Annotated in this window: 1 protein-coding gene; it reads right to left on the reverse strand. The window is 63.9% G+C overall.

Features of this window, described 5'->3' with window-relative positions; genetic code table 11:
- The coding region (locus CSQ93_RS28570; RefSeq protein WP_158301421.1) for an IS1595 family transposase at positions 1-559 on the reverse strand (559 nt) is incomplete at both ends.

Raw genomic sequence — 559 nt, forward strand, 5'->3', positions numbered from 1 at the left:
ATGCCGGCGCGCAAGTTGACGGCCTCGTGGCTGATACCCGCTTCCCTCGCAAACGCCCGGTAGGCCGCATGGCCATCCGTTACCAGCAGAACATCCTTGTCGATAACGGGCAACAAACATCGGTGCAGCTGCGCCTTCGTCAACGCGCCTTTGCCCGTGACGAAATCGAGGGTCTGGCCCGTGCGGTCGCGCGCCACCAGGATGCAGATTTGCTCATTCGATATACCGCGTTTAAAGGCATGGCCGCCCCGGCGGCGGGCCGGACGCGTCATCTGCCTCGATCCCTTTTCCGATTCCAGCACGTAGAGTTCATCGGCCTCGGCGATGCCATGCAGGCCATGCGGCCGGTCCGTCTTCGCCACGCTGAGAAAGCGGTGGCGCCAGCGAAACGTGGTATTGCGGTGTAATCCCAGCTGCTGAGCGGCCTGGCGTACCGAGGCGGAGTCGAGCAGGCAATCGGCATACGCGATCCATAGCGCTTTGTGACGCAAGCGGGCCAGCGGCGTGCCCGTCAAGGCATTGAAAGTGCGCCCGCAGGGCACGCAGCGGTAGCGCTGCA

It is taken from the genome of Janthinobacterium sp. BJB426 (assembly GCF_002735705.1).
Classification (GTDB): Bacteria; Pseudomonadota; Gammaproteobacteria; order Burkholderiales; family Burkholderiaceae_D; genus Janthinobacterium.